Below are 23588 nucleotides of genomic sequence, written 5' to 3'. Positions count from 1 at the left end.
CGCTGCGCCCTTCCGCCGGCATGGTAGCACGCGGCTTTCGGGGGAATCGGGGCCGAATCTACCTTGGCGGCTTGCGGCCTTCGGGCCGCTTCTGCAGCCAGTCCACCACGAACTCTCCAGACTCGTGGATATGCGTGCGCATGGCCGCGCGCGAGGCGGCGGTGTCGCGCGCCGTCAGCGCCTGGACGATCGCCCCGTGATGCTCGATATTCTTCTTCATGCGGGCCTCGTACATGCCCAGCACGGTCATGTTGAGGATGTTCTTGGTGTAGTCGGTGTGCAGGTCCTTGATGATGCGCTCCAGCGACGGATTGCCGGCGGCGCGGAAGATCAGGGCGTGGAACTCCTGGTTCTTGACCACCCAGTGCCGCATGGACGCGGCAGCCTGGCGCGGCGCCGCCGCGCCGCCGGCGTTGACCTCGGTGTACAGCGCGGCGACGGCCTCGGCGCATTCGGCGTGGGTGGCTTGCAACTGTTGCAAGTCGGCGTCGGAGATCCAGCGCGCCGCAAGCTCGGCCGCCATGCCTTCCAGTTCGCCGCGCAGCCAGTAGTTCGCGCCTATGTCCTTGATTGTCGGCGCCACCACCGTGGCGCCGTAGCGCGGCTGCTGGACGATCAGACCCTTGGTCTCAAGCTGCCGGAACGCTTCGCGCACCGGCGTGCGGCTGACGTCGTACTCTTCGGCCAGCGTCTCCTGTCGCAGCTTCTGCCCGGGCGCATAAGCGCCATTGAAGATCTTCGCGGAGATCGACTCCACCAGATGCTGCACCAGTTCTTCCGCGGCGGGATATGCGCGATCCATGGCCTGACTCCCCTGTCCTTGACGGCTGCGGCTATTCCCCGACGGCTATTTTCCGGGTTCCGCGGAGAATACCAGCAGCCACTTCTCTTGTTCCTGGCGCATGCGTTCCAGAAAGACCTGCGATCCCGTGGGCATGGGCTGGCTGCCTTGCGCATACAGCTGCGCCATGCCCTCGCTCTGCGCCACCGCCAGCATGGCGCGTTCCAGCTTGGCGACGATGTTCCGCGGCGTGGCGGCAGGCGCCACCAGTCCCGATATCGAGCCTACATCGAATTCGCCGCCCAGGGCTTCGCGGGCAGCGGGGACGTCCGCCAGATTCGACACCCGCTGTGCGGAGGTCACGCCCAGCGCCCGCATCTTTCCGGACTGGATGAACGGCCCGACCACCACGGTCTCGACCGCGGTCACGTCCACCACGCCGGAAAGCAGGGCGGTGGCCGCCTCCGCGCCGCTCTTGTAAGGCACGTGCATGAGCGTGGCGCCGGTCTGCTGCTGCATCAGGGCGAACACTTGGTGTATCGAGGTGCCCTGTCCGGAACTGGCAAAGGATACGGCGTCCGGCCGGCTGCGGGCCCGCGCCACCAGCGCCGGCAGGTCCTGGATCGGCGAACTTTCCGGCACCACCAGGGCCAGTGGCGTATTGGCGATCATGGAGACGTAGGCGAAATCCTTGAGCGCGTCGTAGTTCAGCTGCTTGTGGATGAGCGGGTTGACCGCGACCATGCCATTGGTGATCACCATCAGCGTGTAGCCGTCGGGCTTGGCCCGGGCCACGATGTCGGCGGCAATGTTGCCGCCGGCGCCGGGCTTGTTCTCCACCACTACCGGCTTGCCGAGCTCGGCTTGCAGCTGTTTGGCCACCGTGCGGGCGGTTAGATCGGTGATGCCGCCGGGGCCGAAAGGCACGACCAGCGTGATGGGGCGCTCGGGCCAGTCCGTGGCGGCCTGAGCCAGGCCGCCAAGCGAAAGCGTCAACGACGCGAGGCAGGCGCGCAGAATAGAGGCGTGCATGATGGTTGTCTCCTTGGAATTTTCTATCTCTTGGCATGCCGGCCGGTCTAAGCCGGCCGTGGACGGCTGCCATTCATGGTTGCCGCCCGGGGAACTGCGGACTATCAGTGTTCGAGGTCCTGTTCGGTGATCGCGGGCGGTTCGCCCTTGATGTTCATGCGGCCTTCGTACACCGGCCGGCCGCCGGTCGTGGGGCCCTGGTACTGGACGAAGAACAAAGTGCCGCCGGTCTCGGTGCTGAGCGCCTCCTCGATGTGCGGGTCCGGATGGAACACCACGGTGCCGGGACCGTACATCTTTCCGCCCATGTTGAATTCCCCTTCGATCACGTACCAGACCTGGGCGAAGTCGTGCTTGTGCAGGCGGAAGCCCGCGCCCGGTTCATAACGCAGAAAGCCGGCGTTGGGCTCGGTGGGGCGCTCTTCCCGCGTGTGGAAGAGGAACTTCGTCTTGTTCTTGAACCGGCCCATTTCCCATTCCATGTCCTCCGGCCTGCGGTACTCGGGCATGTGGTGGGTCTGCGCCTGGTCGAGAACGTCGTTGCTGCTCATGGCTTGCTCCTTGGTGATTGGCCGGGAAAGTCTATCGGCCTTGCGCGGGAATTACTGGATACAAGATTCGCCTGGCGGCGGCGCGGGCGGGAGATATCAGGCGCCCAGGAAATAGGTATTGGACCGGCCCAGGCGGCCTCCCTAGACTGCAAGCCGTCATGGAGAACGAGCTATGCACTTGAAGGGAATCATCGGCTACCTGCTGACGCCTTGCGATGAGGGCGGGCGGGTGGACCACGCGCTGCTGGAGGCGCACGTCGAGCGGTTGATCGGCGAGGGCGTGCATGCGCTGGCGCCGCTGGGCAGCGTTGGCTGCTTGCCCTATCTGGACGATGGCGAGCGCGAGGCCGTCATCGACACCGTCATAGGCGCGGCGCGCGGTCGGCTGCCCGTGCTGGCGGGCGTGTCCAGCCTGAGCACGGCCAGCACCGTGCGCCATGCGCGCTACGCCGAACGCGCGGGCGCCGCCGCCTTGCAGCTATTGCCCAGCACCTACTGGAAGCTGACTCAGGACGAAATCCATGCCTACTACCGCGAGGTCTGCGCGTCGGTCTCTACGCCGGTGATGGTCTACAACAACCCGTTCACCACGGGCATGGACTTGCCCGTCGAGTTCCTGGCCCGGCTGGCCGAGCTGCCCAACGTCAGCATGATCAAGGAAAGCAGTCCCGATCCGACCAAGATCGCCAGGCTGCGCGCAGCCTGCACGGCGAGGACAGCCGTGTACATCGGCCTGAACTGCATGGCGCGGACCGGATTCGCCGAGGGCGCTGCGGGCTGGTGCACGGCATCGGCCAATGTCAGCGCGTCCTACGCGCTGAACCTGTATCGCTGCGCCATGGCGGGCGACGCGCGCGGCGCGGACGAATGGTTCGGCCGCCAGATCGATCTTCTGAACTTCCTCATGGACCATGGCCTGCCGCGGACCGTGGCCGCGGGCCTGCGTCTGCGCGGTTGCGATAGCGGCCGTCTGCGCGCGCCCCTGGCGCCGTTGGCCCCGGATCTGGAACAACGACTTCTTGAAATCCTCAGAAAAATGGAGATAACTCGATGAACAAGGGATTGCGCCGCTGCATGGCGGCTCTGTTGGGTGTAGTGCTTCCCGCCGCGGCGGCGTGGGCGGGGCCGTATCCCGATCAGCCCATACGCCTGATCGTGCCGTTTGGCGCCGGCGGCGTGACCGACACCACGGCGCGCGTGTTTGCCGAGGGACTGACGCGCGAACTGGGCCAGCCGGTGGTGGTGGAGAACCGTGGCGGCGCGGGCGGTTCGATCGCGGCCGGCGCGGTGGCGAAGTCGCCGGCCGACGGCTACACGCTGCTGGTGATCACCAATGGCATGGTCGCCGTTAATCCGCTGATCTACAAGAAGCTGCCTTACGACCCGAACAGGGACTTCACCTACGTCGCCATGCTGGCCAACACGCCGACGGTGCTGGCTGTGGGCGCGGACAGTCCGTATCCGTCGCTGCCGGAGATCATCAAGGCCGCATCGGTCCAGGCTGACAAGATCGCGTTCTCCACGGCGGGGGAGGGTTCCGACAACTACCAGGTCCTGGAGCTGCTGCAACAGGCGACCGGCGTGAAGATGCTGCACGTGCCCTACAAGAGCGGATCGGAGTCCATGACGGCGGTGATGAGCCGCAACACGGACCTGACGGCCGTTTCCGCCGTCACCGCGGTGGGCTTTGTCGAGGCTAGGCAGATTCATCCCTACGCGGTGACGTCGTCGCGACGCCTGGCCAGTCTGCCCGACATCCCGACGGTCAAGGAAGTGTTGGGCAAGGACGTGGAAGGCGGCTCGCTGTCGGGCATCGCCGTGCCCAAAGGCACGCCGGCCGATGTGGTTGCGCGCCTGAACACGGCCATCGCGGCGGTGGCCAAGAGCCCATCGGTGCAGGACAAGATCTACGCGCGCGGCAGCGAACCCGTGGACGGCACGCAGGCGGCGTTCGAACAGAGGGTCCTCGCCGAACAGAAGAAGTGGGCGGGAATTCTTTCCCGTCCGGCGCAGTAAGGGCAGGGCGTCAGGCCGTTTGCGCGCCCAGCACCTCGCGCGCCGTGTCGATGAACCAGCGGACCGCGGGATTCATGGACTCGGCGGGCGCCGCCAGCGCCATGGCGTAGGTCAATGGCGCGTCCGCCACGTCCATGAGGTCGACGTAGGCGACGTTGTCGATGGCGATCCTGCGCAGCGCTGCCGGGGCGATGGCGACGCCCAAACCCGCGGCGATGAGCGGAAGGCTGATGAGGGCGTGGGACGATTCTTGCAGGATCCTTGGATGGAACCCGGCCCGCTGGCAGGCGGCGACGATCTCTCCCGCGAATCCGGGGCTGTCGGAGTGCGCCAGGGCCACCAGCGTTTCATCAGCCAGGTCCGAGAGCCTGGCGCATTCCATGCCCGCGACGCGATGGCCCGAAGGCACGGCCAGCACCAGCCGTTCCCGCTGCAAGGCCGTGATCGCGATGCCCGGCACCCCGGAAGCGGGTGGCACCAGGAATGCCGCATCCAGCTCGCCGCGCTGCAATCCCGCCAAAATGCCGACGGTGCTGCCGCTGCTCAGGCGCAGGCGTATGTGCGGAAAGCGCTGCGCGAATTCGGGCAGGACGCGCGGCAGCAGGTTCAACGCGGCGCTGGGCACCGCGCATACCCGCAGCGTGCCCATGCGTCCTTCCGCTGCATCGCGCGCGGCCTGCAGCGCGGCGTCGGCGCCTTCGAGCAGGCGCTTTGCTTCGCGCAGAAAGGCGCCGCCAGCGACGGTGAGGCGCACGCCCAGGCGGTCGCGCTCGAACAGGTCCGCGCCGATCTCGGTTTCGAGCCGCTTGATGGCGACGCTGAGCGGGGGCTGGGTCATGTGCAGCCGGGCGGCCGCCTTGCGATAGTTCAATTCCGTCGCCAGGACGACGAATTGCCTGAGCTGCCTGAAATCCATGCCGGTCTCCCCGTGCCTATTTTCCCCAGGGCCGCAGCGCTGGCCTCAGCCCCGCGTGCACTGGAAGTCTGTCATGAAATCGGCCAGGGCGGCCGCCGCGGACAGGTCGACGGCGTTGTAGAGGCTGGCCCGGATACCGCCGGTGTGGGAATGTCCCTTCAAGCCCATCAGTCCGGCGATTTCGGCCTGGCGCAGAAACAAGGGCTCCAGGGCGGAATCGGCCAGGAAGAACGGCACGTTGTTGATGGACCGGAACTCGGGCCGGACCTTGTTGAGGTAGAAGCCGCCGCTGGCGTCGATGGCGCGGTACAGCAGCCAGGCCTTGGCCTGGTTGGCCTGGTGGATGCGTTCTATCCCGCCCGTCCGGCGGATCCAGCGCAACGTCAGTCCGGTCAGATACCAGGAAAACGTGGCGGGGGTGTTGAGCATGGAGTCCGCCCGCGCCGCGTGCGCATAGTTCAGCACGTCGGGAGTGATGGGCAGCGCGCCGTTCAGCAGGGCTTCGTCCACCACCACGACCGTGACGCCGGCGGGCCCCATGTTCTTCTGCGCGGCGGCGTAGATCAGGCCGTGCCGGGACACGTCGATGGGCTTGGACAGCAGGCTGGAGCAGGCATCGCACACCAGCGGGACGGACACGTCCGGCGGGGCCGGGAATTGCACGCCGTGCACCGTCTCGTTCTCCGTGTAGTGAAGATAGGCTGCGTTGGCGTCGAGCCGCCATTCGCCGGGAGCGGGTACGCGGTCGAACCCCGATGCCTCGCTGCTGGCCGCGACGCGGACCGCGCAATAGCGCCTGGCCGCCTCGATGGCCTTGCTGGACCAAAGCCCGGTGTGCAGGTAATCCGCGGAAGCCTTGCCGCGCAACAGGTTCATTGGCACCTGCGAAAACTGCAGCGAAGCGCCGCCTTGCAGGAACAGCACCTTGTAGCGGTCAGGGATCTGCAGGATGGCCCGCAGGTCCAGTTCCGCCTGGCGCGCGATGTCGATGAACACGCGAGAACGGTGGCTGATCTCCATTACCGACATGCCGGTGCCCGCGAAATCGAAGAACTCCTCGTGCGCTTCCTGCAGCACTTCCAGCGGCAGCGCGGCCGGGCCTGCGCTGAAGTTGTATGACCTTGCCATGTGTCCTGATCCTGTCCCGCCTGGCGCGGGCTCCTGCAATGTTGCGCTCGTGGCGAACGCCCGAGTCTACGGATAGAATGGCCGGCCCGGACAGGCCAGTTTTCATCTTGTGAGCAGACCGCATGGCTAAGACCTTCGAGCTGGATACGCTGAAGATGCGCATGAACGATGCGGAGCTTCAGCGCCTGGAGCTGCATCAGCGCATCCAGCGGGCGCTGCGCGCCCTGATCCTGGACGGCGCGCTGGGGCCCGGCCTTAGGCTGCCCGCGACCCGCGGCCTGGCCAAGTCGCTGGGTGTGGCGCGCGACACGGTTGAGAACGCCTATGTGCAGCTGCACCGCGACGGCTACATCGTGCGCCGCGAGGGTTCGGGCAGCTATGTGTCCCAGACCGTGGGCACCGAACTGCGCGGCGCCGCGCGCAGGCGCGCGAAGCTGGATCCGAAACTGGGCGCGCCGCAGCCGGGGGCGGGCCTGAGCCGGCGCGGGCGCATGATCCTGGACAGCGGCGGGGTCGCGGACCAGCAGGTCATCAAGGCGTTCGCCACGGGCCTGCCGGAAACCCGTACGTTTCCCACCGAGGTCTGGGAGCGGCTGCAGCGCCAGGTCCTGAAAGACTATCGCGCCCATGTGCTGCTGCATGGCGACCCGCAGGGCGCCGAGCCCTTGCGCCGCGCCATCGCGGCCTACCTGAACTTGGAGCGTGGGGCCAAGGTCTTGCCCGAGCAGGTGCTGGTGCTGAGCAGTACTCGCCAGGCCCTGTTCCTGTGCGCGCAATTGCTGGCGGACGCCGGCAAGCCCATGCTGATGGAGAACCCCGGTTACTTCGGCGCGCGCAAGGCCTTCGAAGCCGCGGAGACGCACATCGTCCCCATCGACGTCGACGCGCAAGGCATACGCATGGATCTGCTGCGCGCCGACCGCAGCGGCGCCAACTGCGTGTACGTGACGCCGTCGCACCAGTACCCCACGGGCGTGACGCTGTCGCTCGAGCGCAGGCTGGAGCTGATCGGCTGGGCGGCGGAACATGGCAAGTGGATCATCGAGGACGACTACGACAGCGAGTTCCACTACGACGGCCTGCCCACCGCCTGCGTGCAAGGCCTGGACCTGCATCAGCGCACGATCTACCTGGGCACATTCAGCAAGACGCTGTATCCGGGGCTCAGGATGGGATACATGGCGCTGCCGCCCGGCCTGGTCGACGCGTTTGCCCGCGCGCGCAGCATCATGGACGGGCATACCCCGCAGATCCTGCAGCTGACGCTGGCGCGCTTCATGGACGACGGCCACTACAACTCGCACGTGCGGGCCATGCGCAAGCTGTATGCGGGACGCAGGCAGGTGCTGCTGGAATCCCTGGGGAAACACCTGGGCGGCATCGTGCAGGCCGTCAGGCCGCCGGGCGGGCTGCAGATTCCCTGCCTGCTTGAGCGCGGATGGTCCGAGGAAAAGACCATCCGCCAGGCCGAGGCCGCCGGCCTGCGGCTGCCCGGGCTGAGCCGTCTCTATGCGGGCGACTACAAGCAGCCGGGCTGGTTGCTGGGCTACGCCTCCCTGACGGCCTACGAGATCGAAGCCGCGGTGCTGCGGCTGTCGAATGCCTTGAGGAAGGCGTAGAGGGTTTCAGTACGGCAGCGGGAAGCGCCTGGCCAGCCCGGCCACGCCCTCGCGGATGGCCCTTTCCGTGCGGGCGTCGACGGCGCCGGCGCGCACGCCGCCGAGTAAGGCCAGGATCATGTCGCCGATCTCCTGGAATTCGGCGGCCCCCATGCCGCGCGAGGTGCAGGCGGCGCTGCCCGCGCGTATGCCGGAGGTGACCGCGGGCTTGGCGGGATCGTTGGGGACGGCGTTCTTGTTCAGGGTGATGCCTACCTGTTCCAGCGCTTGCTCCGCCGTGTTGCCGGCCAGGCCCCAGGGCCGCAGGTCGACCACGCCCAGATGGCAGTCGGTGCCGCCCGACACGATGGACAGCCCGCCCTCGGCCAGCCGGCGGCACAGGACGCGGGCGTTTTCTACCACGGCGTGGGCATAGGTCTGGAATGCGGGCTGCAGCGCTTCGCCCAGGGCCACGGCCTTGGCGGCGATGATGTGCATCAGCGGACCGCCCTGCAGGCCCGGAAACACCGCCGAATCGATCTTGCGGGCGAGTTCGCCGTCATTGGTCAGGATCATGCCGCCGCGCGGGCCGCGCAAGGTCTTGTGCGTGGTGGTGGTCGTGACGTGCGCATGCGGCACTGGCGACGGATACGCCCCGGCCGCGGCCAGGCCGGCGAAATGCGCCATGTCCGCCATGAAGATCGCGCCCACCTCGTCGGCGATGGCGCGAAAGCGCGCGAAGTCCAGCGTGCGCGAATAGGCCGAGCCGCCGGCGATGATGAGCTTCGGCCTTTCCTGCCGGGCCATGCGCTCGACCTGGTCCATGTCCACCCGATGCGTGGCCGGATCGACGCCATAGCTCAGCGCCTGCAGCCAGCGTCCCGACATGTTGACCTTGGAGCCATGGGTCAGGTGCCCGCCAGCCTTCAGGTCCAGGCCCAGGATCTTGTCGCCCGGCGCCAGCAGCGCCAGATAGACCGCCTGGTTGGCCTGGCTGCCGGAGTGGGGCTGCACGTTGGCGTAGCGGGCGCCGAACAGGCGCGTGGCGCGCTCGATGGCGATTTCCTCGGCCACGTCGGCGTTGATGCAGCCGCCGTAATAGCGGCGGCCGGGGTAGCCCTCGGCGTACTTGTTCGTCAGCACGGAGCCCTGGACTTCCAGCACCGCGCGGCTGACGAAGTTCTCGGAAGCGATCAGTTCTATCGAGTGCATCTGGCGGCGCCGTTCGGCGTCGATCGCGCTCCAGATACCGGGATCGGTCTGCGCCAGGGGCAGGGCGTTGACGCAAGGCAACGCGAGGCTGTCGGGAAGGTCGGTGTTCGTCACGGTGGTTCCTGTTTCGATTGGCAAGTGGCGATGGGAGGTCAAGGATTGGCGGCCAGCGCGCGCTGGCCGCCATGGATCAGCAGGTGCGCGGTCAGGCCGGCGACCAGGCCCCAGAACGCGCCGCCCACGCCCAGCAGGGTGACGTTGGCGGCGGTGGCCAGAAAGGTGATGAGCGCGGTCTCCCGGGTGCGGGCGTCGGCCATCGCATTGGCCAGGCTGCCGCCGATGGCGCCCAGCAGGGCAAGGCCGGCCAGCGTGGTGATGAACGCCTTGGGCAGCACCATGAACAAGGTCGCCAGCGTGACGCCGAAGGTGCCCACCAGGATGTAGAACACGCCGCAGGCCAGGCCCGCGATGTAGCGTTTGGCGGGATCCGCATGCGCGTCGCGGCCGGTGCAGATCGCGGCGGTGATCGCCGCCACGTTGAAGGCGTGCGCGCCGAATGGCGCCATGATGAGCGAGCCCAAGCCCGTCACCGTGAGGATGGGATTCGCGCTGGTTTGGTAGCCGTCGTTGCGCAGCACCAGCATGCCGGGCATGTATTGCCCCGTCAGCGTGATGATGAAGAGCGGCAGGGCGACGCCCAGCAGGGCCTGCAACGAGAACCGCGGCATTTCGAACACCGGCGCGGCCAGGCTGAGGTGGACTGTCGAGAAGTCGATGCGGCCCTGTGCGATGAGCAGCCCCAGGCCGATGACCAGGATACCGACCACCGCGAAACGCGAGGTGTAGCGCTTGAGCAGCGCGTAGGAGATGACCAGCACGATCACCAGCAGCGGATCGGCGCTGGCGCCGCCGAAGGCATTGATGCCGAATTGCAGCAGGATGCCTGCCAGCAGGCCGGCGGCGATGCCGCCCGGAATCATGCGCACCAGTTTTTCGAACGCGCCGGACAGGCCCAGCACGATGAAGCCCAGCGCCGACAGGATATAGGCGCCGATGACCTCACCGTAGGGCGTGAACGGCATCACGGTCGCCAAAAACGCCACGCCGGGCGTGGACCAGGCGGTGATGACGGGGGCCTTGTAGCGCCAGCTCAGCAGCGCGCCCGTGATGCCCACGCCGACGGAAACCGCCCATACCCAGGAAGTGGTCTGGGCTGGCGTCAGCCTGGCCAGCTCCGCCGCCTGGAACACCAGCACAAAGGTGCCGCCGTAGTTCACTAGCACCGAGATCAGGGCTGCGACGGTGGGGGAAAAGAAATCGGCGGGTCTGAGGCCAGCCGGCGATGCGTTCATGTTTCACTCCGCGTTCATGGTGGTGCCTGGCCTCGCGGCCAGGCTTGAACAGGGAGTCTAGGTTGCCTGCGGTATGTTCATACCTGCCACATCGTAGGGAGTGGGCAGACCGCTTTTTGGCGAGGACGCCAGTGGGTAGAACGTGGTGAAAAGATCAGCGCCATGCCTCCCGCAAGGCTGGTGCGATTGCCGATGCCTGGCGTAGCCCGGCTTCGGCGGCTTCGGCGCGGCGGGCTGGATCCAGCACGTTGTCGCCTATGGCACGCTCGCTGGCCGCGTCCGGCAGCACGGCATGGACTTGGCTGCCGGCCTCGCGCAGCGCGTGAAGTTCGCGCCGCAGGTGGCCGCTGACTGGATTGCCTTCCCGATAACCCAACGGCGCCAGCACCACGACCTGCCCGTAGCCGGCAGCCATGTCGGCGTTGGTCATGGAACGGATGCCGCCGTCCATGTAGGCCGCGCCGCCGATGGGCACGGCCGGCCAGGCGCCGGGCACGGCACAGCTGGCGGCGATGGCATCGACGAAATCCACCCGGTCGGCGGCGCTGAAACTGCGCCCCTCGCCGGTGGCCGTGTCGACCGCGACCACCAGCAAGGGGCGGGAGGGCCAGTCGCTGGCGCCCAGGCGGGCGGCGATGATGGCGCGGCGTTCTGCCAGCGTGGGGGTGGCGCTGCGCAAGGCATGGGCGCCGATGCGCTGGCGCGCCTGCCGCGGGTCTGCGCCGACCTTGCCGTACAGCGCGCGGTTCTTGTCGTCAGCCGCCTGTTGCGAGTAGGGCCGGTATTGTTCGGCGCCTGTTCCGCCCAGTTGCGTCGCCAGCAGCTGCACGGGCGGGACGCCCAGCGCCAACTGCGCGCCGGCGACGGAACCGGCCGAACAACCGATGAACAGGTCCGCGGCGGCGAGATTGACGTCCTGGCGCGCCAGGCCCGCCAGGATGCCGATCTCCCAGGCCAGCCCGGTCACGCCGCCGCAGCCCAGCACCAGGCAGCGCTTCTTCTGCGCATGCGGCATTCAGGCTGTCTCGACGCGGGTGGAGGCGGACGGCTCGGCCTCGCCCATGCTGGAAGCCGGGCGGTAGTGGTAGTCGCCCATGTCCGTCTTGCGCAGCATGTGCCAGTAATCGTCGTTGCGGAACGGCGTGGGCGCCACCACCTTGCCATGCGCGTTGCGATACCAGTTGCTCATGCCCTTGTGGGTCCAGATCATGCGGTCGTGGGCCGCCTGGACGCGCGCGTTGTAGGCGTCGTGCCGATCCCTGCGGACTTCGATCTCGAAACGCCCGCCTGCCCGCTCCATGCCTTGCTGCAGCAGGCCCATGACATAGCGCACCTGGGTCTCCAGCAGCGCGACGACGCTGCCGCCGTGGCCCAGGGCGGTGTTGGGACCGGCCAGGATGAACAGATTGGGAAAGCCCGGCGCGGCGACTCCCATGAAGGCTTCGGCTCCTTTTTCGTCCCAGGCCTCGCGGATCGATCGTCCGCCGCGGCCGTAGAGCTTGAACGAGGACAGCAGATTAATGGCGTCGAAGCCTGTCGCGACCACCAGCACGTCCAGTTCGTGCGCATTGCCGTTGTCGCTTACCACGGCGTTTTCAGTGACCCGCGCGATACCGCCGGTGACCAGCTTCACATGGTCCCGCGCCATGGTGCGGAACCAGCCGTTGTCCATCAGCATGCGCTTGCCGAAGGGCGGATAGTCCGGCAGCACGTCGGGCAGCAGATCCTGGCGCTCGCCGAGTTCCGTCTTGATGTAGCTGGTGAAGTGCTCGCGATGCTTGTCGTTGATCTGGTTGATCGCGCGCTCGGGGTGCGGCCATTGCGGATCGATCTGCAGGGTCGCATGGACCCGGTCGTTGAAGATCCAGGCCAGGCGCTGGCGATACCACTCCTGGTAGTAAGGCACTTCGCGCAGCAGGAAGCGGACGTCCTGGGGCACGGGTTTCTGGAACTTCTCGAAAGGCGCGGCCCACTGCCTGGAGCGCTGGAACACGGTCAGGGAGCGGACATGGTCGGCGATCGCGGGCACGACCTGCATGGCGCTGGCGCCGTTGCCGATGATGCCCACGTTCTTGCCGCGCAGGTCGATGCCCTCCGGCCAGTTTGCGGTATGGAAGCAGGGGCCCTTGAAGCTGTCCAGGCCTGGTATGGGCGGCAGCTTGGGCACGTTGAGCAGGCCCACCGCGCTGATGACGATGTCGGCCACGTAGTCCTGGACCTGGCCGTCCTGCCCCGTTGTGCGCACGTTCCAGCGCAGCGTGGATTCGTCGTAGCGGGCGGACTCGACGCGCGTGTTGAAGCGGATGCTGGAGCGCACGCCATACTGGTCGGCGACGCCTTCGAAATAGCCCTGGATTTCGCCTTGCAGGGCGAAGTAGCGCGACCAGTCGTGCTTGGCGAAGGAATACGAGTAGATGTGGTTGGGCGTGTCCACGCCGGCGCCGGGATAGCGGTTCTCGTACCAGGTGCCGCCGACTTCGGCGTTCTTCTCGATCACCACATAGGGAATGCCCGCGCCTTGCAGGCGGATCGCCGCGCACAGGCCGGCCACGCCCGCGCCGATGACCAGGACACGATAGCCTGGCGGCACCTGGAACGTATCGCGTTGCTCCAGCGCGAAGTCTGGATCCAGCCCCAGCCACGCGGCGATCATGGGGCCGTACGAGTCAGGAACCTCTTCCCCGATGCTGGCGCGCAGCATGGCGACCAGCTGTTCATGCGCAGGCGCCGGTAGCTTGGGTTGCTGGCCGCGGCGGGCCAGCAGGATGGCCGAGTACGCGGCCTCGCGGACCTCTTCCTGCACGGCGTCCGGCAAGCCACCCGGGTCGTTGTCTTCAAGGCCGCGGATGCGCGAGCACTGGTAGCGCTCGGACAGCCATTGCGTGTCGCCCGTCAGGTGCACCAGCACCATGAGCAGGGTGGGGATGTTGGCGCTGGCCAGCGCGCGCTTGAGCGTGGCCTCCCACACGTCGTTGCCGAGCGGTGCTGCCGGGGCCAGGGTATCGCGATGCATGTAAGGGTCCTTCGAGGAATGGCGTGGGGGTTGGGGTGGCGGCCTACTCGGCGGTTGCGCCGGACTTCTTGATCAGCTCGGCCCATTTGGCGCTGTCGCTGACGATGAAGGCGCCGAAGTCGGTGGGCTTGCTGAACAGCGCGTCCAGGCCCATTTTCTTGAACTGCTCCTGCACGTCGGGCGCTGCCTTGATCTTCTGCAGGGACGCCTGCAACCGGTCGACGACCGCCGGCGGCGTGCCGGCCGGCGCCACGATGCCCAGCCAGGGCATGGCGTCGTAGCCGGGCAGGCCGGATTCCTCCACGGTGGGCAGGTCTGGCAGCACCGAGGACCGCGTCTTGGTGGTCACGGCGAGCGGGCGCACCTTGCCGCTATCCAGGAAAGGCTGGGCGGCCGCGATATCCACGAACAGCATGTCGACTTCGCCGCCCGCCAGCGAGGTCAGCGCCGGCACGCTGCCCTTGTAGGGGATGTGGGTCATCTTCAGGCCGGTCAGCGCGGCGAACAGCTCGCCTTCCAGATGGTTGGAAGTGCCGTTGCCGGAAGAAGCGAAGGTCGCCGACTTGCCGTCCTTCTTGAGCGCGGCGATCAGTTCCTTGACGCTGGTGGCCTGCACCTGCTTGCCTGTCACCAGCACATGCGGCACGCTGGCGATGAGCGAAACGGGCTGGAAGTCCTTGACCGGGTCGTAGTTCGCGGTGTTCTTGTACAGGCTGGGAGCGATGCCCAGGGACGATGCGGCCATCAGCAGCGTGTAGCCGTCGGCCGGCGCCTTGGCCACATAGGCCGAGGCGATCATGGTGCCGGCGCCGGGCTTGTTGACCACCACCACCGGCTGGCCCAGATCGCCTTGCAGCTTGGCCGCGATCTGGCGGGTCATCACGTCGGTGACGCCGCCCGGCGTGAAGGGCACCACGATGTTGATGGGCTTATTGGGATAGTCCTGGGCCTGGGCGGTAGCGCCCGTGCACATCAGGGTTGCGGCCAGGCAGTGCGATAGCCATTTCATGGGTTGTCTCCTGTGGTTTTCCAGGTGTGGTTTTCAGGTGGAGCCTGCGCTGAGGTTCCGGTGCCGGATCAGTCCCCAGACCATATTGGCGTAGGGCATGTCCAGGTTCAGTTTTGCTGCGATCTCGATCATGGCGCCCACCAGGGCGTCGATTTCCAGCGGCTTGCCTTGTAGCGCGTCCTGCAGCATCGAGGTCTGGGCCGAGCCGGCGCTGGCGGCCGCCTGCATGCGTTGCTCCACCGTCACCGGCAGCGCAAGCCCGAGCGCCTGGCCCAGCGCCTGGTACTCGCCCAGCATGGCGCGCGCCAGTTTGCCGAGATAGGGGTCCTGGACCATGGCCCGCATGGTGGCGTTGGCCAGCACGCTCAAGGGATTGAAGGTGGCATTGCCCATCGCCTTGATCCATACCGCCTGGTGGATGCCGGGCGTGACATCGCACTGCAGGCCAGACGCGTGCAGCAGGCCGGCGAGTCGGATCGCTCGGGCGGAAATGCTGCCATCCGGTTCGCCGAGGATGAGGTTGTTGCGGGCGTTCTGCGACGCGATGCCAGGAGCGGCGGCGTTTGCCGCGATGTACACCACCGAGCCCAGCACCCGCTCCAAAGGCAGCGCGCGCTGGAGGAGGCCGCGGCCATCGACCGATTGCAGCGGCGTGTCTCCCAGGGGACTGTCCAACGTGGGCAGATACCACCAGGGGATGCCGTTCACGGCCGGGACCACGGCGCCTTCCGGCGCCAGCATCGGCGCCAGGTGCGCGGCGATGTCGTCGAGCGCCTGCTGCTTGACCGCGAGGATCAGGTAGTCCGCGTCGCGCACCTGGCGCGGGTCGTCGGTGGTGCGCACCGGGTAGTGGCGCGTGACGCCGTCAGCCGTCAATCCGACGCCATGCTGCCGCAGCGCGGCCAGCGTTTTCCCGCGGGCGATCATGGTCACCTCGCAACCTGCCTGGGCCAGGCGCGCGGCCAGCAGACAGCCGATCGCACCCGCACCATATACCGCGACGCGGCATTGATGAGCATCTTCCATTTCTACTCTGCGAAAAGTGGCCGCCAGGATGGCGGCGCGGTTGCCGCTATTGCTGGTATTCGGGCCGGATGCGTTGCAGCAGCCGGAGCAGGGGAGGCCAGTGCTTGTGGCGGGACGGGCGGTCGAGACGGTCGAACTGACGGCCGACCTTCTCGGCGACTTCGGCTGAAGGCACAACCAGCGGCAGGCCGCCGGCCAGGGCCGCGACCTGCGCCTGGCAGGCGCGCTCCAGGTAGAACATGGCGTCGAAGGCGTCAGGAACGCTGGCGCCGCAGACCAGCAGGCCGTGATTGCGCAGGATCATCGCGCTGTGCGGACCCAGGTCGGCGATCAGGCGTTGCTGTTCGTCCATGTCCAAGGCGACGCCTTCGTAGTCGTGGTAGCCGATGCGGTTGTGAAAGCGCATGGCATGCTGCGAGATCATGAGCAGGCCGGCTTCTTGCGCGGACACCGCGATGCCGGCCGCCGTATGCGTATGCATGACGCAGGCCGCGTCGTGGCGGACGCGATGGATGGCGCCATGGATGACGAAGCCGGCAGGGTTGATGCCCAGGCCGGTCTGGTCCAGCAGGATGCCGCCGTCGATGTCCACCTTGACCAGGTTGGACGCGGTGATCTCGTTGAACATCAGGCCGTAGGCATTGATCAGGAAGTGCGGCTGGGCGCCGGGAACCCGGGCCGAGATATGCGTATAGATGTGGTCGGTCATGCGCATTTCGACAGCCAGGTTGTAGGCCGCGGCGAGGTCGACGCGCACTGCCCATTCCTCGGCTGAAACCTGGTCCTTGATCGATGCCTCTTGCACGGCAGCTCCTCCGGTTTTGCATTCTTCTTTGTCTGGTCGACGCCCTTGCTGCGTGGCGTCTTTCAACCGGAGTATAGGTTTTCCCGCCGCTGCCGACTAAGCAAACGTTTTGATGGAAACGCATCAATCCCATCAATGATTCGGCCTGGCCGGCATGCATGAAAAACCTTGATGGATATGCATAAAAACGTTTAGCTAGTGCCGTGAAAAGCCGCTACCTATACTGGTTTTCCAAACGACAGGCGCGCCCGCAAGGAGCCGGCGCGCCATTGAAAATCAGAAACGCCGGAGGCTGGATGGACGCTGCAGGAAACCGCACGATCACGGATTTGCTCGATGAACAGGCGCTGTGCCATGGGCATAGGATCGCGATTGTGCATGAGTACCAGAATGGCGCCATCAGCCAGTTGAGCTTCCTCCAATTGCGCGATGCGGCCCGCAGCTACGCGGCGGGCCTGCAGGCCCGTGGCGTGATGCCGGGCGACCGCGTATTCGTGTTCATGGGCAACACGGCCGAGTACGTGCCGCTGTGGATGGGCCTGATGCTGGCCGGGGCCGTCATCGTGGCGGGCAACATCCACCTGACTGCGTCCGAAGCAGCCTATCAGCTGGAGCACTGCCAGCCGGCGCTGGCGCTGGTCGAGCCGGCGCACGAGGCGCTGATCCGCGAAGTCTGCGCCGGGATGGAACAGGCGCCGGACATCGTGCCGGTGGCGCGTGGCAGCCTGGGGCCGGACGGCCTGGGCGGCGCCTTGGCGGGCGCGTCCGCGGACTACCATGCGCCGGACCAGAGCGGCGACGATCTTGCGCAGATCCTGTACACCTCGGGAACCTCGGCGCGGCCCAAGGGCGTGATGCTGACCCAGGCCAACCTGCTCTGGTGCGGCCTGGCGGGCGCGGCCAACAGCGGCCTGAACCGCGCGGATCGCGTGTTCAACAACAAGCCGCTGTTCCATGCGAACTGCCAGGAAACCGTGTTGTCCTGCCTGACGGCGGGCGCCACCGTGGTCATTGGCGAACGCTATAGCGCAACGCGCTACCTGCGTCAGCTCATCGAGCATCGCATCACGATATGCAGCCTGTCCGGCATGCTGTGCCGCACCTTGCTGAATCAGCCGCCCACGCCGTTCGACACGGCCCACCAGGTGCGCTACGCGGGCTACGCCATCAACATCTCGGAAGCCGAGATCGCCGCGTTCATCGAACGCTTCCGCATCCCGCTGCGCAACGGCTACGGGCAGTCCGAGACCATGCTCTACATCACCTTGCAGCCGCATGCCTCGCCGTCCGCCTATCCGTCCATCGGGCGCGCCACGCCCGACCGCGAAGTGTTCGTGGTCGACGACGACAACCAGCCGGTGGCCGCGGGCGCCGTGGGTGAGATCGTGGTGCGCGGGCGTCCAGGGCGCACGCTGACCCCGGGCTATTACCGCGACCCGGCGGCTACCCAGGCCGTGTTTGAAGGCGGCTGGCTGCATACGGGAGATCTGGGCTATCAGGACGTCAAGGGCAACTTCTTTTTCTTCGGCCGCAAGAAAGAGGTGATCAAGCGGGCCGGCGAGAACATCTCGGCCGCGGAGGTGGAAGAGGCCCTGATGGGGCATCCCGCCGTGCGCGACGTGGCCGTGGTGGGCATACCGGATCCGGTTCGTGACCAGTCGGTCAAGGCCTTCATCGTGCTGCACGCCGGGCATCAGGCGGATGCGGATGCCATCAAGGCCTTTTGCGCCCAGCGGCTGGCATACTTCAAGGTGCCCGAACAGGTGCAATTCATGGCAGAGCTGCCGCGCAACGCCAGCGGCAAGGTGCAGAAGCGGGCGCTGCTAGATGCCTGAACGCCGCCGTGGGTCGTCAGGCCTTGCCGGTGGCGGCCTTGCCCAGCCGGGTCAGGGCTTCGGTGACCTGGTGGACGATGGCCTGGCCTTGGTTGCGGTGGATGGCGATGGTGAATTCCAGCGTCAGTGGAGTCCGCGTCGGGTCCACCAGCGCCAGGGTGCCGGCGCGAACCTGTTCGGCCACCATCATTTCCGGCAGCTGCGCGATGCCGCCGCCAGCTTCGACGACTTCGATCAGGCTGTTCAGGCGATTGCAGCTGCAGATATTGTCCAGGTTGGCGCTCATGTCGCGCAGCTCGTCCTGCGCCGGGCCGAAGAAGCCCGACGGGCGCGACACGCACCACAGCGGTTCTGTCTGCAATAGCGATTGCATGGTGCGCGGATGGCCGTCAGCGTCGCTCAGCAGCCGGGACGAGACCATCCACGACATGCGGGTCTTGCCCAGCGATTCGCAGATGAACTGGTCGTCGCGCAGATGATTGGCCATGATCGCGATATCCAGCGCGCCCGAGGTCAGGTGCTCTTGCAGCTTGACCGCAAGGTCCAGCTCGATCTCGTAGGAGACGCGCGGCAGGGCGCGGCGCAGCTCGGGCACCACGCGCGAAAACCAGGTCATGGAAATCTCGCCCATGCCGATGCGCACCGTGCCGGCCGCGTTGTTGACGGCCTCCGCGTCGGTGAAGGCGTCCTCCACCGCCAGCAGCAGCGGTTCCACGCGTTCGACGAAGCGGCGCGCGGGCACCGTCAGTTCCAGCCGGCGGCCGCGCTTTTCGAAGAGCGGAAAGCCCAGCGACTGCTCCAGCTCTTTCATGCGCGCCGAGACGGCGGGTTGGGAGGTGTGCAGCCGTTCGGCCGCGGCGCGGAAACTGCCCAGCTTGGCGATCTGGCACAGGGTTTCGGCGTTGGTCAGATTCGGACGGGGCATGGGCGCGTGGTGTGGTTTTTGGGCGGTATGTTAAGGCCAAAGGACGCGGACGGGCTGTCCGTGCCGCGGTTTCACGCGGATTTCTGGCTTTCCTCGCGCAGTATCTGGCCGAGGCGGCGCGCGCCAGGCCCTGCCGCGTCGGGATCGGGGTAGACCAGGTACAGCGCGCCCCAGCGCTGCGCGCCATCCTGCAGCGGCAGCGGCTTCAGTTCGCCCGAGGCCAACTGTTCGCGGATCCAGTCTTCCGGATACCACGCGAAACCCATGCCCATGCACGCCGCGCGTATCGACGTGCTCTTGTGGCTGACGGTGATGCGCTGCTCGGCGACGTCCCAGACGCTGGGCCGCACGCGCTGGCGGCCGCTGTCGCGGATCACCAGGTGGCGATGCGCCTTGAGGTCCTCGAGCGACAGCGGACGGTTCATCAGGTGCAGGGGGTGCGACGGCGCGGCGGCGGCGATCGCGCAATAGCGCAGCAGCGCGTCGCCGACATGGCCGGCCGGAATGTGATCGGCGCAGATGGCGAGGTCGGCCTCGCCCGAGAGCAACAGTTCATCCGTGCCGCCGACCACCGATTCGTGAAGTTCGATGCGGGTCTCGGGGAACTCGCTGGCAAGTCTGTCCAGGCAGCGCAGCAGCAGGTCCGTCGGGAACAGGCTTTCCACGGCCAGCGTCAGCATCTGCTCCCGCCCCTTGGCCAGGTTGGCCGCCGCCCGTTCCAGGCGCTGGGCCTCGCCCACCAGCGATTTGCCGCGCCGGTAGAGGATCCTGCCGTCGTCCGTGAGCAAAGCCTTGCGTCCGTCCATCGCGAACACCGCCACCCCCAGCCGCTCCTCGATCTGGCGGATCGCGTAGCTGATGGTCGACTGCGATTTGCTGAGCGCGTCGGCGGCCTGGGCATATCCGCCCGCGTCCACCACGGCGACCAGGGCCTGCCATTGCTCCAGCGAAATTCGAGGCGGCATATATATCTACTGATTAGATAGGTTTGACCAAAATATTGAACTATTTTATCTGATGGTTGGATGATTCAATGGCTCATCGTCATCGCGACACAAGGAGCCGACATGAACATCCTGGTTATAGCCGCCAGCGCGCCCGCTGGCTCTTACTTCGCTACGCTTGCCGAGCGCTACGTGGCCGGCGTCCAGGCCGGCAGCCAGGCCGGGGTCGTGTGGGCGGACCTGGACGCGGAATCCTTCGACCCGCGCATGACCGCGGCCGACCTTGCGTTCTATCGCGGCAAGGGGGCGTTGCCCGGCGACGTGCGGCGCGAGCAATTGCGGGTGGAGGCCGCCGACCTGGTCGTGCTGGCGTTCCCGGTCTACTGGTGGAGCATGCCGGCGCTGGTCAAGGGCTGGATCGACCGCGTCTTCACCAAGGGGTGGGCCTTCGGCGCCAGCGGCGGGCAGCCCGGCCGCCTGGCCGGCAAGCGCATGCGCCTGATCGCGACCGGCGGCGCCGGCGAACAAGCCTATGACGGGCACGGCTACCGCGCTGCGATTGCCACGCAAATCGAGCACGGGGTCTTCCACTACAGCGGCGTGAGCGACGTGCGCACGCATCTGTTTCTTGATGTCGAGAGCGGTGACGACGAGGCGCGCGTGCGCGGCCTGTCGGATGCGCACGCGCTCGGCCTGTCCTTTGCAGCGCCTGGCTCACAAGCTGCGCGCTGACCCTTTCTCTTCCTACCCTTCTCAATGAGGTTCGCCATGTCCATCACTACCCGGGAAATCCACTTGAAGCATCGCCCCTCGGGGCTGCCGACGCCAGCCGACTTCGCGCTGGTCGAAACGGCGCTGCCGGCGCCCCGGCCAGGGCAGATCCTGGTCCGCAATCTGTGGATGTCGGTCGATCCGTACATGCGCGGCCGCATGGATGAGCGCAAGAGCTACATCGCGCCCTTCGCGCTGGATCAGGTGATGGAAGGCGCGGCGGTCGGCGTGGTCGAGCAGAGCGCCGATCCGCGCTTTGCCGCGGGCGACCGCGTGGTGCATTTCGCCGGCTGGCGCGAGCACGCGCTGATCGACGCGGCGCACGCCACCGCTGTCGCCGATGACGGCATCGCCTTGCAGACCTATCTGGGCGCACTGGGCTTTCCGGGCCTGACGGCCTACGTGGGGCTGACGCGGATCGCCAATGCGCAAGCGGGTGAGACGCTTTTCGTGTCCGCCGCCAGCGGCGCGGTCGGCAGCGTGGTGGTCCAGATGGCCAAGCAGATGGGGCTGCGCGTGGTGGCGTCCGCGGGGTCGGAGGACAAGGCGCGGTGGCTGCGCGACGTGGCCGGGGCCGACGCCGTCATCGATTACCGCAACGCGCCTGACCTTACTGCGGCATTGGCGCAGGCCGCGCCGCAGGGCATCGACATCTACTTCGACAATGTCGGCGGCGACCATCTGGACAGCGCGCTGGCGCTGGCCAATGACCGGGCGCGTTTCGTGCTGTGCGGCATGATCTCTGGCTACAACGAAGGCAAGCCGGCGATCGGCGTGCGCAACCTGTTCTCGGCCATCGAGAAGCGCATCAAGTTGCAGGGCCTGATCGCATCCGATCACATCGACGTACTGCCCGAGTTCATCCCCCGGATGAGCGCATGGATCAAGGCCGGACAGGTGCAGCTGCGCGAAACGGTGGTGGACGGGCTGGAGCGCGCGCCCGAGGCATTCATCGGGCTCTTCAAGGGCGCCAACACCGGAAAGATGCTGGTCAGGCTGACCAAGTCCTGAAGATCGGGGCGGCGCGTGCGGGCGGATGGCTCGGTGAAATCCGCCATTTCCCGCCGCCAGGCCCGCCGATACACTGGCCGCTCGCCATCCTAACGAGACAGCCATGAGACATCTACTTCCCGCCCTGGGCGCCGCGCTTGCCTTCACGCTAGTCGCGCAGGCATCGGCCCAGCAAGCCCAGCCCGCGGCCGCCGTGCCGCGCGACCCGTTCTTCTGGCTGGGCGAGATCAACAAGGCCACCGCCGTCATCAACACGGACGAGGGGCTGCTGGACAAGTCCATGGCGCCGCGATTGGCGGCCGGCGTGGCCAAGGTGATCAGCGACGGCAACCAGCCCGGCGCCAAGCGTCCGGCCAGCGTCATCACCTTCGAGCCGCTGCTGATCAAGGCGGCGGGCGAAGACGTGACGTTGCTGCACGCGGGACGCTCCAGCCAGGACATGCACGCGACCTACCGCAGCGCCATCCTGCGCGACAAGCTGCTGGACCTGGCGGCCCAGCTGAACGCCACCTCCACCACGCTGGTGGAACTGGCGGGCAAGCATGCCGCGACCATCGTGCCGAACTACACCAACGGCGTGGCCGCGCAGCCCAACAGCTATGGGCATTATCTGCTGGGGCAGGCCGCCGGCCTGGCGCGCGACGCCCAGCGCATCCGCGAGGCCTACGTGCGCATCGACCGTTCGCCGATGGGCACGACGGTGCTCAACGGCACCAGCTGGCCGCTGGACCGCAAGCGCATGGCGCAGTACCTGGGCTTTGCCGCGCTGGTGGACAACGCCTATGACGCTTCGCAGATCTCGTCCATGGATCAGCCCGTGGAAGTCGCCTCCATCGTCACCAGCATCGCGCTGCGCACCGGCAATTTCGTCGAGGACGTGATGACCCAGTACGCCCAGCCGCGTCCCTGGATCCTGCTGGAAGAGGGCGGCGGCAATACCTACGTGTCCAGCGCCATGCCGCAGAAGCGCAATCCCGGCCTGCTCAACGACACCCGCAGCGATGCGTCCACCGCCGTGACGCTGGCCATGGGGCCGGTGGTGCAGACGCACAACATCACGCCCGGCATGAGCGATCCGAAGGACGTGAAGCAGAATTCCGCCATGGTGGATGCCGGGATTTCGGCGCTCAAGCGCTGGGACCGGGTGTTGAAGGCCATGGTCCTCAGCCCCGACAGGGCGCTGGAAGAGCTGAACAGCGACTGGACGGCCTCGCAGGAACTGGCCGACGTGCTGATGCGCAAGTACAAGCTGCCGTTCCGCGACGGCCACCACTTCGCGTCCGAGGTCGTCAGCTACGCCAAGACCAACAACATCAAGCCGCTGGATTTCCCGTATGAGCAGGCGCGCCGCATCTATGCGGACGCCATGAAGGACTCGAAGTACGGCAACGAACTGCCGATGAGCGAGGCGGAGTTCCGCTCGACGCTGGATCCGGTGGCCATCGTCAAGAACCGCGCCACTTCGGGTGGTCCGCAGCCGGCGGAAATGGACCGCATGCTGAAGGAGGCGCGCACGCAGCTGGCTGAGCAGGACGCCTGGATCAAGGCGCGCCGCGCCTACATCAACGATGCGCTGGCGGAGCTGGACAAGAAATTCGGCGCGCTGGTGGCCAGCGCGCCGAAGCAATAGAGCCAGTAGGAAGGGCGCTTCCCGGCGCCTGCC

21 protein-coding genes are annotated in these 23588 nt (G+C 66.9%); 7 read left to right on the top strand and 14 right to left on the bottom strand.

Going from position 1 to position 23588, the window contains the following annotated elements; all coding sequences use genetic code 11:
- Positions 1–58: 58 nt before the first annotated feature.
- The 3 genes from BRO63_RS27880 to BRO63_RS27870 form a co-directional block, all read right to left on the bottom strand.
- Positions 59–802 (bottom strand): GntR family transcriptional regulator, encoded by a 744-nt coding sequence (locus BRO63_RS27880; RefSeq protein ID WP_088142897.1) that lies wholly within the window; start codon positions 800–802, stop codon positions 59–61.
- Positions 803–847: 45 nt separating this feature from the next.
- Positions 848–1813 carry a Bug family tripartite tricarboxylate transporter substrate binding protein gene (locus BRO63_RS27875; RefSeq protein WP_088142896.1) on the bottom strand — a complete coding sequence of 322 codons (966 nt, stop codon included), beginning with the start codon at positions 1811–1813 and terminating at the stop codon, positions 848–850.
- A gap of 104 nt (positions 1814–1917) precedes the next feature.
- Complete coding sequence (locus tag BRO63_RS27870) at positions 1918–2364, bottom strand: cupin domain-containing protein (protein ID WP_088142895.1); 447 nt, start codon at positions 2362–2364, stop codon at positions 1918–1920.
- 172 nt (positions 2365–2536) lie between these two features.
- Between BRO63_RS27870 and BRO63_RS27865 the strand changes: the two genes are divergently transcribed.
- The gene (locus BRO63_RS27865; RefSeq protein ID WP_088142894.1) at positions 2537–3418 is read left to right on the top strand and encodes a dihydrodipicolinate synthase family protein; all 882 of its coding nucleotides are present in this window, start codon (positions 2537–2539) and stop codon (positions 3416–3418) included.
- Positions 3415–4380: a Bug family tripartite tricarboxylate transporter substrate binding protein gene (locus BRO63_RS27860; RefSeq protein WP_088142893.1), complete on the top strand. Its 966-nt coding sequence runs from the start codon at positions 3415–3417 to the stop codon at positions 4378–4380. The genes BRO63_RS27865 and BRO63_RS27860 overlap by 4 nt, the downstream gene beginning before the upstream one ends.
- A 10-nt stretch (positions 4381–4390) precedes the next feature.
- Here BRO63_RS27860 and BRO63_RS27855 read toward each other — a convergent pair whose 3' ends face one another.
- Positions 4391–5296: a LysR family transcriptional regulator gene (locus tag BRO63_RS27855; RefSeq protein WP_088142892.1), complete on the bottom strand. Its 906-nt coding sequence runs from the start codon at positions 5294–5296 to the stop codon at positions 4391–4393.
- Between the two features lie 45 nt (positions 5297–5341).
- Entirely contained in the window at positions 5342–6424 is a 1083-nt protein-coding gene (gene serC, locus BRO63_RS27850; protein WP_088142891.1) for a 3-phosphoserine/phosphohydroxythreonine transaminase, read from the bottom strand.
- Between the two features lie 122 nt (positions 6425–6546).
- Here serC and pdxR point away from each other — a divergent pair, with 122 nt between their 5' ends.
- Positions 6547–8043, top strand: coding sequence for a MocR-like pyridoxine biosynthesis transcription factor PdxR (pdxR, locus tag BRO63_RS27845; RefSeq protein ID WP_088142890.1), 1497 nt, complete (start codon positions 6547–6549; stop codon positions 8041–8043).
- Positions 8044–8049: 6 nt separating this feature from the next.
- Here the strand turns inward: pdxR and BRO63_RS27840 are convergent, their stop codons facing one another.
- The 7 genes from BRO63_RS27840 to BRO63_RS27810 all read right to left on the bottom strand — a co-directional run bounded on the left by BRO63_RS27840 (position 8050) and on the right by BRO63_RS27810 (position 16439).
- Positions 8050–9348, bottom strand: a complete 1299-nt coding sequence (locus tag BRO63_RS27840) for a serine hydroxymethyltransferase (protein WP_179215240.1) — start codon at positions 9346–9348, stop codon at positions 8050–8052.
- 38 nt (positions 9349–9386) lie between these two features.
- The gene (locus BRO63_RS27835; RefSeq protein WP_088142889.1) at positions 9387–10586 is read right to left on the bottom strand and encodes a benzoate/H(+) symporter BenE family transporter; all 1200 of its coding nucleotides are present in this window, start codon (positions 10584–10586) and stop codon (positions 9387–9389) included.
- A gap of 154 nt (positions 10587–10740) precedes the next feature.
- Positions 10741–11601 (bottom strand): patatin-like phospholipase family protein, encoded by an 861-nt coding sequence (locus BRO63_RS27830; RefSeq protein WP_088142888.1) that lies wholly within the window; start codon positions 11599–11601, stop codon positions 10741–10743.
- Complete coding sequence (locus BRO63_RS27825) at positions 11602–13599, bottom strand: flavin-containing monooxygenase (protein WP_088142887.1); 1998 nt, start codon at positions 13597–13599, stop codon at positions 11602–11604.
- 43 nt (positions 13600–13642) lie between these two features.
- Positions 13643–14608 (bottom strand): Bug family tripartite tricarboxylate transporter substrate binding protein, encoded by a 966-nt coding sequence (locus BRO63_RS27820; RefSeq protein WP_088142886.1) that lies wholly within the window; start codon positions 14606–14608, stop codon positions 13643–13645.
- Between the two features lie 33 nt (positions 14609–14641).
- The gene (locus tag BRO63_RS27815) at positions 14642–15634 is read right to left on the bottom strand and encodes a ketopantoate reductase family protein (protein WP_088142885.1); all 993 of its coding nucleotides are present in this window, start codon (positions 15632–15634) and stop codon (positions 14642–14644) included.
- A gap of 46 nt (positions 15635–15680) precedes the next feature.
- Positions 15681–16439 carry a class II aldolase/adducin family protein gene (locus tag BRO63_RS27810; RefSeq protein ID WP_088142884.1) on the bottom strand — a complete coding sequence of 253 codons (759 nt, stop codon included), beginning with the start codon at positions 16437–16439 and terminating at the stop codon, positions 15681–15683.
- A 296-nt stretch (positions 16440–16735) separates the two neighbouring features.
- Between BRO63_RS27810 and BRO63_RS27805 the strand changes: the two genes are divergently transcribed.
- A complete protein-coding gene (locus BRO63_RS27805; protein WP_088142883.1) occupies positions 16736–18274 on the top strand; it encodes an AMP-binding protein in 1539 nt (512 codons plus the stop codon).
- Between the two features lie 16 nt (positions 18275–18290).
- On the opposite strand, the gene BRO63_RS27800 is transcribed toward BRO63_RS27805, so the two are convergent.
- Entirely contained in the window at positions 18291–19199 is a 909-nt protein-coding gene (locus BRO63_RS27800) for a LysR family transcriptional regulator (RefSeq protein WP_088142882.1), read from the bottom strand.
- A gap of 71 nt (positions 19200–19270) precedes the next feature.
- Positions 19271–20164 (bottom strand): LysR family transcriptional regulator, encoded by an 894-nt coding sequence (locus BRO63_RS27795; protein ID WP_088142881.1) that lies wholly within the window; start codon positions 20162–20164, stop codon positions 19271–19273.
- 102 nt (positions 20165–20266) lie between these two features.
- On the opposite strand from BRO63_RS27795, the gene BRO63_RS27790 reads away from it, so the two are divergent.
- The 3 genes from BRO63_RS27790 to BRO63_RS27780 all read left to right on the top strand — a co-directional run bounded on the left by BRO63_RS27790 (position 20267) and on the right by BRO63_RS27780 (position 23555).
- On the top strand, positions 20267–20875 hold the full coding sequence (locus BRO63_RS27790) for an NAD(P)H-dependent oxidoreductase (protein ID WP_179215239.1): 609 nt from the start codon (positions 20267–20269) through the stop codon (positions 20873–20875).
- Positions 20876–20911: 36 nt separating this feature from the next.
- Positions 20912–21925 (top strand): NADP-dependent oxidoreductase, encoded by a 1014-nt coding sequence (locus BRO63_RS27785; RefSeq protein ID WP_088142879.1) that lies wholly within the window; start codon positions 20912–20914, stop codon positions 21923–21925.
- A gap of 103 nt (positions 21926–22028) precedes the next feature.
- Complete coding sequence (locus BRO63_RS27780; protein ID WP_088142878.1) at positions 22029–23555, top strand: argininosuccinate lyase; 1527 nt, start codon at positions 22029–22031, stop codon at positions 23553–23555.
- Positions 23556–23588: the final 33 nt, after the last annotated feature.

The sequence above is a fragment of the Achromobacter xylosoxidans genome (assembly GCF_002192695.1).
GTDB classification, from domain to species: domain Bacteria; phylum Pseudomonadota; class Gammaproteobacteria; order Burkholderiales; family Burkholderiaceae_B; genus Achromobacter; species Achromobacter xylosoxidans_C.
Note: the sequence above shows the minus strand (reverse complement) of the source record. Positions and strands in the feature narration are given on the sequence as shown.